The 425-nt window shown below is 50.4% G+C and carries 1 protein-coding gene; it reads left to right on the top strand.

The features are described 5' to 3' along the window. The coding region (locus AF337_RS11545; RefSeq protein WP_049732276.1) for a slr1658 superfamily regulator at window positions 1–425 on the top strand (425 nt) is incomplete at both ends.

Genomic DNA, 425 nt, shown 5'->3' with positions numbered 1-425 from the left:
CCGATGGACCGCTTCAGCTTGGATGGAAGCACTCAGGAATGACCTCGGACTTCATAGCGGAAGTCATGGCTCTGCCCTATTCACGGTCAAGGAAAGACTACGTCCAGGCGCATCATGACATCGGATATCTCAGCAATGAGTTGATCGAAAATGCCGTTAAGTTTCGACAGCCTGGGGAGATCCTCATTGAAGCCGGCATATTCGACGGAACCTTTTTAATAAGGGTCAAGAACACGATCGATGGCGTGACATCATCTCGCTTTCAGCTACTGCTGCATCGCCTTCAATCGAAGGACCCTGGGGAACTTCTTCTTGAGCAAATCGAAACCAATGCCATATCGGCAGCAAGCGGTTCGGGCTTGGGGTTGCTCACCCTTTTGAGCGACTATGACGCAAAAATGGCATGGGCATTCGAAGGGAATAAT

Origin of the sequence: Rhizobium ecuadorense, assembly GCF_001187535.1 — a bacterium.
GTDB classification, from domain to species: domain Bacteria; phylum Pseudomonadota; class Alphaproteobacteria; order Rhizobiales; family Rhizobiaceae; genus Rhizobium; species Rhizobium ecuadorense.
Note: the sequence above shows the minus strand (reverse complement) of the source record. Positions and strands in the feature narration are given on the sequence as shown.